We start from the raw sequence: 6,000 nt of genomic DNA, 5'->3' as shown, positions 1-6,000 counted from the left end.
AGCTGTTCCCGAGGCCCGTGTTGGGGCCGATGATGGTGAGGAAGTTGGGGAACCCGGCGGGGGGGGGGGGGGGGGCCCCCGGCCCGCCCCCGGGGGGCCCCCCCCCGCCCGCCGGGGGGGGGGGGCGGGGCGGGGCCCCCCCCCGGCGCTCGCCCCGCAAGATGGGGGGCGTGAACCTCGACCACGTCTTCGTCTGCGGCCAGCCCGCCCTCGACTTCGCCGCCACGCTGCGCGCCCGGCGGTCGCTGCGCTTCGAGATGTTCGCGACGCCGGAGCGGCTGGACGCGTGGTACGTGGAGTCCGGGATCGTGGACACCGTCACCCGCAGCCGGCCGGCCGACGTCGACCGCGCGCGGAGGGTGCGGGAGGCGATCTACGCGCTGGTGACCGCCCGCCGCCGCGGCGAGCCGTTCGGCGATCCGGCCCTTGAGGTGCTGAACGAGGCCGCGCGCACACCCACCGCAGCCCCGCAGCTCACCCGGGCCGGGCGGCGCACCGACGCCACCCCGGAACAGGCGCTGGCCGCCGTCGCCCGGCAGGCGGTGGAGCTGCTGAGCGGCCCCGACGTGCCGCTGCTCAAGGAGTGCGGCAACCCCGAGTGCACCCGCGTCTACGTGGACCGCTCGCGCGGGATGCGGCGGCACTGGTGCGGCATGGAGTCCTGCGGCAACAAGATCAAGGCCGCCGCCTACCGGGCGCGCAAGAGGGCGGCTCCCGATGCGGTGGCCGACGTCCCTGCCGAGTTGGGCGCCCGCTGACGGAGCGCCCGCGGCCCCGGCGACCGGCCGTCGCCGAGCCGGCTGGCCGACCAGCGCCGGCCGATCACCGGTCGTCGCTGGTCGTCGCTGGTCGGCCATGCGTCAGTCGTGCACCGGCCGTACGTCGCCCCGGCGGCGGCCGACCTGATCAGCCGAGGACGCGGTAGCTCACGGCGGTGTACGGGAAGTCGCCGGTGTTCAGGGTGCCCACCACGTACCGCAGGTCACCGGTGGTGCCCGGGGCGCCGGGGCGGCAGTCGGAGTTGAAGAAGACCTCCACGCCGCGCTCCGAGATGGAGCGGAAGGAGTGGACACCGGCCGGCAGTTCGTGGCAGGCGCCGACCGTGTCGAGGTCGGCGGAGATCGCCGTGCCGGTGCCGTGCGCACCGGTGTAGAAGGTGACGCCGGGGAGCTGGCCGGCGCTGGCGGGTGCGCCGGCGGCACCCAGGACGAGCAGTCCACTGGCGAGCGCGCCGCCCGCCGCCACCGCGCACCTGCTGAACGCTGTCGACATGTCGTTCCTCTCGATCGGTCAGGACGGAGCGAAGCGCTCCGGACGGGGCGACTCCGCCGCCCCGACAGCACTTTGCTTGCATCTTCAACGAAAGTGGTAGGGCGATTCAAGCCACAGAAGGTGGCTTCCACATCTGACGTCCCAGGGCGTCCCGGAGCGTCCCAGGGCGTCCCGGGGCGTCCCAGGGCGTCCCGGGGCGCCCGTTCAACACACCGCAGCGCGCGACGCATCGCGGTGGGGTGGTTTCCGTTGGTTCGGATGGCGAGTCCGGGTCCTGCCGGCCCGTTCGCGCCCGCGCGGGCCCGGTTCAGGCGTCCAGCACCTGCTCGGCGGCCTCGCGCAGGGTGCGGACGACGTCCTGTTCGTCATCGAGATAGCCACCGGCCATCGCTCCGTCGCGCAACACCATCAGGGCCCGCCCCACCCGCTCGGGGTCGGGGTGCCCGGTCTCCTGGACCACGTCGCGCAGCACGCTGCGGAACCACCGGCGGTGCGTGTCCACGTAGCGGCGTACGGGGTGCTGCGGGTCGGCAAACTCGGCGGCGGCGTTGAGGAACCCGCAGCCGCGGAACTCGCGGAGCAGGATGGTGCGGGCCACCATGTCGACGATCTCCAGCAGCGCCGTGCGCCCCTGATGCACCTCGCGGATGGCCGCGACACCGCGCCGCACCCGGGCGTCACGCTCCTCCAGATAGGCGATGATCAGGCCGTTCTTGCTGGAGAAGTGGCGGTAGAAGGTGGCTCGGGTGACCCCCGCCTGCCGAACGAGCTGTTCCACGCCCACGGTGTGGATGCCGTTCGCGTAGAACAACTCCCCCGCGGCGTCGAGCAGTCGCTGCCGCGGATGGCTGGCCCCGCTGGTCCCCGAAGTCATGGGCACCAGCGTACGGACGCCCCGGGCGCATGGCTCCGCCCCCCGTCCGCACCGGCTGGCGGGCCGGGGCAGCGGGGTGGGCCGTCGATCGGGCGACGGGGCGGGCCGCGGGGCGGCGGGGCACGGGCGGCGCGCGGGTGGGGCACCGGCCCCGACCTGCCGCCAGCGGGCGCCGCGCGGTGCCCGGTCAGTAGGTCGTCACCAGCGGCTTGGTCTCGTCGATGACGTACGTGGAGAGCATCATCGTCGTCACCGTGCCGACGTTGCGGGCGTTGTGGATCGCGCCGGACGGGATGAAGAACGGGTCGCCGGTGCGCAGCCGTTGGGCGGGCCCGTCGTCGAAGACCATCAGGACGTCGCCGCGCACGATGTACCCGACCTCCACGCCGGGGTGGCTGTGCCGGCCGGACTCCTTGTGGCGGGGGATCTCGACCAGGGTCTGCACCGTGAGCCAGCCCTTGGCCGGCGACGGGTTGCGCTGGAGCTCGACCCGGGTGACGCCGGAGGTCGGGTCGCACGGGTCGATGGGGCCGCCCGGCGGCCGGTTCTGGCCGTGGCCGCCGGGACAGCCGTGGCCGTGCGCGGCACCGGGGCCCGCATCCGCGGCGTGCGCCGTCGGGGCGGCGACGGAGAGGCCGAAGGCAGCCGCGGCGATGCCACCGGACCGCATCAGGGCACGACGGTCGATCATGCGTCACTCCTCAGAGAGAAAGAACGGTCGTTCTGCTTGGGGAGTACGCTACGCACCCCGACCCCCTCCCCCACAGGGCCAACTTCGGCCATTTCTCATCCCGTTCGCCACTCACGCCGCCACTCGCCCTATCGGCGCCCCGTCCGCCTGTCCGACCGCCCGCCCCCGCCGGCGACATTGCGTCACCGGCTTGACTGGTGACGCAATGCGGAGCAGCCTGGAGGTCGAACCCGGGGCGTACAGCGCCCGGGCAGGACGGGAGGGAGCTGGGGACGATGGCGCACATCGACGACACGGGGGACGGCGCGGGCGCGGCCCGCAGGGCCAAGTTCGGCACGTTGCCCGAGCGCATCCGGTACGAGGACATGGTCACGGAGCAGGCCACACCGCAGGGCCGCGCCCCGAGCACGTACCAGGCCGAGCGGAGCTGGACCCGCTTCTCCTGCCTGGCCGTGGACTTGGGCTTGTAGGCAGCGGGCCGCTGGGGTCGCGGGGGCCGGCTGCGGGGCGCGCCGTGGGATCGCGCACCGCCGGGCTGCGGGCTGCGGCACGTCACCGCAGGTCCCGGCCGAAAACACTCCCGTACGGCACGCCCCCGTACGACACAACCCCAGCCGGCGCGCCTCGACATCAGCACACACGCGCACGCACCCGACACCGCACGACGCAACGCCGTACCGCGAAGGTGGACCACCATGATCAGCAGACGGAACTTCGCCCAGACCGCGGCGATCGCCTCGGGTGCGCTCGCGCTCCCGGCGGCCGGCCTCGCCCTGCCGTTAGCCGGCGCCGCATCGGCCACACCGGCCCCGCTCGCCACTCCCGCCGCCGCCCCGCAGGCGACGGCGGCCACCGCGAGGCCGCCCCGGTTGGGCCCGCTGCACCGGGTGCGGACGGACGTACTGGACGTCGCCTACCACGTGGCGGGTCCCGCCGACGGCACCCCGGTGGTGCTGCTGCACGGCTGGCCGTACAGCCCCGCCGGCTCGTACGCCGAGGTCGCCCCGCGGCTGGCGCGCGACGGATACCGCTGTTACGTCCCCTATCTGCGGGGTCACGGGCCGACCCGGTTTCTGGCCGCTGACACCCCGAGGTCCGGGCAACAGGCCGCGATCGGCGCCGATCTGATCGGCCTGTTGGACGCGCTCGACGTGGACCGGGCCCTGCTGGCCGGTTACGACTGGGGAGGTCGGGCGGCCAATGTCGTCGCCGCGCTGTGGCCCGAGCGCTGCCTCGGTCTCGTCTCGGTGAACAACTACCTGATCCAGCAACTTGCCACCGCTGACGAGCCGTTGGCGCCCGCGCTGGAGAGCGGCTACTGGTACTTCTTCTACTTCCTCACCGAGCGCGGCCGGAAGGGGCTGGCCGCCGACCCCAAGGAGTTCGCCCGGGTCATCTGGCGGCGCGCCTCGCCGCAGTGGCGGTTCACCGAGGCCGAGCTCGACGAGGCCGCCGAGCAGTGGACCAATCCGGACTACGTCGACGTGGTGCTGCACAGCTACCGGCACCGGCTGGCCGCCGCGCCGGGCGCCGCCGCGTACGAGGAGTTGGAGCGTCGGCTCGCCGCGCAGCCCCCGATCACCGTCCCCGCCGTCACCCTCGACGGCCGGGAGGACGGGGTGACCCCGTGGACGGACGGCTCCGCGTCCCGGGCCCACTTCACCGGCCCCCGCCGCCACCACGTGGTCGACCGGGCCGGCCACACCCTCCCCCAGGAACGCCCGGACGCCTTCGCCGCGGCCGTACGGGAAGCCGCCACGCTCGGGCGCTGACCACCGCGCCGCTCCCCCGTGGATGCGGCGATGGGGTGGCCGGCTTCGATCGGAGTGCGATCGAAGCCGGTCAGGTGAAGTCGCATTCCCGCAGCATCGTCCAGAGTTACGCAGGAATGGTCGCTTACCTCTGACTTATTTGCGATATACGCCCATACTCTGCTAGTTGCTACTCTGATTGCCGCCATATCAGATGCGACTCCCGGGCGTACGGCACTGCCACGCTCCGCCGGCCTGGTCCCGGCCCGGGGTCGTTGGGATGCGCATTGGGGGGCACGTGCCTACGCGAAGAAGCCTGGGAACAGCCGTAGCCCTATCCGGAATTCTCGGGAGCACACTGGCCCTCGCGCCCGCGGCGAGTGCCACGCCCGCGGGTTGCGGCGACCTTTCCAAGGGATCGCTCTGCGTCAAGGGCGGCAAGATCGGCAGCACCGGAACGTACACCTGGCGGGTCAGATACGTACGCCATCAGGGCAACGAGATCACCGTACGTCTTGGATCGCAGCGCAAGGATTCCAGGATCACGGCGTGGCCCCTGTGGTTCGGCAACAAGAAGACCCGGCACGGCGTTGCCGAACTCCGCAGACGGCATGAGATCAACCGGGACGAATGCATTCGCGGTGTCATGGAGTACCGGAAGAACACCTACTACACGAAATGGCGCTGCCCGTAATTCCCTACGGAGCCGGGTGCCACTCGTGAGGGTGGCACCCGGGTACGGCGCGCCGCAGTTCAGATCGGGACGTTTCCTGTATGTGGCAAGTGATCCTCTACATCAGCCCGTTGACCGTCGCCGCATTCCTCACGGCAACCGTCGGGCTGTGTCTGCTGGGCGTGTGGTGGCGCTCCCGGGCCGATGCCCGTCGGCTGCTGACCGTGGCCAGGTTCCTGCTGGTCGGCTGGGGTCTGGTGGTCTTGGTGGCGACCGTGCTGCCCCTGGAGGCGCCGGGCTCGGGGAGTCATGACGTGGCCTGGGTCCCGGGCGAGGGCCTCTGGGAACCGAGCGGCTACCAGGGCGCCGGCGCTTTCGCCGAAGAACGCGAGAACGTGCTGCGCCTCCAGGTCGCCAACACGGCCATGTTCATTCCGCTGGCCGCCCTTTCCTCGCTCGCTTTCCCCGCCCTTTCCGGAATTGCCGTCATCGGCTGCTGTCTGGCTCTCAGCGCATCCATCGAGACGGCCCAGTTCCTACTGGCGGCCGGCCGTACGGCGGACGTTGACGATCTGCTTTTCAATACGTTGGGCGGCGTCATCGGGGCGTTTTCCGCCCAACTCGCGACACAGGCGAACCGTATGCGGCCGGGGTCGGGCAGGCATCGCGCGTAAATCGTCGGGCGTTGATCGCACGTCAGCCGTACGGGCCGTCGGGGGCGACCCTTCGAGGTCCGAGA

At 72.2% G+C, this 6,000-nt stretch carries 8 protein-coding genes; 5 read left to right on the top strand and 3 right to left on the bottom strand.

Annotated features, from left to right (window positions below):
- Positions 1-170: 170 nt before the first annotated feature.
- Positions 171-758, top strand: coding sequence for a CGNR zinc finger domain-containing protein (locus tag AAHZ94_RS05545; RefSeq protein ID WP_349991002.1), 588 nt, complete (start codon positions 171-173; stop codon positions 756-758).
- A 148-nt stretch (positions 759-906) separates the two neighbouring features.
- Here AAHZ94_RS05545 and AAHZ94_RS05540 read toward each other — a convergent pair whose 3' ends face one another.
- From AAHZ94_RS05540 to AAHZ94_RS05530, 3 genes are all read right to left on the bottom strand, one after another.
- On the bottom strand, positions 907-1,272 hold the full coding sequence (locus tag AAHZ94_RS05540) for a hypothetical protein (protein ID WP_349990999.1): 366 nt from the start codon (positions 1,270-1,272) through the stop codon (positions 907-909).
- 307 nt (positions 1,273-1,579) lie between these two features.
- Positions 1,580-2,146, bottom strand: coding sequence for a TetR/AcrR family transcriptional regulator (locus tag AAHZ94_RS05535; RefSeq protein WP_349990998.1), 567 nt, complete (start codon positions 2,144-2,146; stop codon positions 1,580-1,582).
- Positions 2,147-2,333: 187 nt separating this feature from the next.
- The gene (locus AAHZ94_RS05530; RefSeq protein WP_349990997.1) at positions 2,334-2,837 is read right to left on the bottom strand and encodes a cupin domain-containing protein; all 504 of its coding nucleotides are present in this window, start codon (positions 2,835-2,837) and stop codon (positions 2,334-2,336) included.
- Positions 2,838-3,112: 275 nt separating this feature from the next.
- Between AAHZ94_RS05530 and AAHZ94_RS05525 the strand changes: the two genes are divergently transcribed.
- The 4 genes from AAHZ94_RS05525 (at position 3,113) to AAHZ94_RS05510 (ending at position 5,935) form a co-directional block, all read left to right on the top strand.
- Positions 3,113-3,307, top strand: a complete 195-nt coding sequence (locus AAHZ94_RS05525; RefSeq protein WP_349990996.1) for a hypothetical protein — start codon at positions 3,113-3,115, stop codon at positions 3,305-3,307.
- Positions 3,308-3,532: 225 nt separating this feature from the next.
- Entirely contained in the window at positions 3,533-4,609 is a 1,077-nt protein-coding gene (locus AAHZ94_RS05520; RefSeq protein ID WP_349990995.1) for an alpha/beta fold hydrolase, read from the top strand.
- A 277-nt stretch (positions 4,610-4,886) separates the two neighbouring features.
- Complete coding sequence (locus AAHZ94_RS05515) at positions 4,887-5,282, top strand: hypothetical protein (RefSeq protein WP_349990994.1); 396 nt, start codon at positions 4,887-4,889, stop codon at positions 5,280-5,282.
- Positions 5,283-5,371: 89 nt separating this feature from the next.
- A complete protein-coding gene (locus AAHZ94_RS05510; RefSeq protein ID WP_349990993.1) occupies positions 5,372-5,935 on the top strand; it encodes a VanZ family protein in 564 nt (187 codons plus the stop codon).
- Positions 5,936-6,000: the final 65 nt, after the last annotated feature.

The sequence above is a fragment of the Streptomyces sp. HSW2009 genome, assembly GCF_040240285.1.
GTDB lineage: Bacteria > Actinomycetota > Actinomycetes > Streptomycetales > Streptomycetaceae > Streptomyces.
Note: the sequence above shows the minus strand (reverse complement) of the source record. Positions and strands in the feature narration are given on the sequence as shown.

Coding starts and splice junctions, on each gene's coding strand:
- AAHZ94_RS05525 (WP_349990996.1), top strand. CDS start 3,113: ATGGCGCACATCGACGACACGGGGGACGGCGCGGGCGCGGCCCGCAGG.
- AAHZ94_RS05535 (WP_349990998.1), bottom strand. CDS start 2,146: ATGACTTCGGGGACCAGCGGGGCCAGCCATCCGCGGCAGCGACTGCTC.
- AAHZ94_RS05520 (WP_349990995.1), top strand. CDS start 3,533: ATGATCAGCAGACGGAACTTCGCCCAGACCGCGGCGATCGCCTCGGGT.
- AAHZ94_RS05530 (WP_349990997.1), bottom strand. CDS start 2,837: ATGATCGACCGTCGTGCCCTGATGCGGTCCGGTGGCATCGCCGCGGCT.
- AAHZ94_RS05540 (WP_349990999.1), bottom strand. CDS start 1,272: ATGTCGACAGCGTTCAGCAGGTGCGCGGTGGCGGCGGGCGGCGCGCTC.